The organism is Lysinibacillus sp. RU7, from assembly GCF_057837305.1.
In genome coordinates this window covers 1-228 of the sequence record NZ_JBYQFK010000362.1, presented here as the reverse complement: position 1 = coordinate 228, position 228 = coordinate 1, and the positions used below count along the sequence as shown (strand labels likewise).

Here is a 228-nt window from a genome sequence, read left to right as displayed (position 1 = left end):
CTTGCATCGGCTCAATCACAAGCTGAACTTGCTCGTAATTTGATGAACCGAAAACAAAGATTATTTAATCAAGGTTTTATTGCTCGTGTCGAGTTTGAACAGAGTCAGGTTGACTATAAAGGTCAGCTTGAAAGTGTAAAAGCACAACAAGCCAATGTTGATATTGCTAAAAAAGCGGATCAAGACGGAATTATTACTAGTCCAATTTCAGGTGTGATTACTAAACGC

Annotated in this window: 1 protein-coding gene; it reads left to right on the top strand. The window is 37.7% G+C overall.

Annotation, left to right across the window (positions count from 1 at the left end; genetic code table 11):
- Positions 1–228: hypothetical protein (locus AC3II9_RS22735; protein WP_489159068.1), on the top strand; the 228-nt coding region annotated here is incomplete at both ends.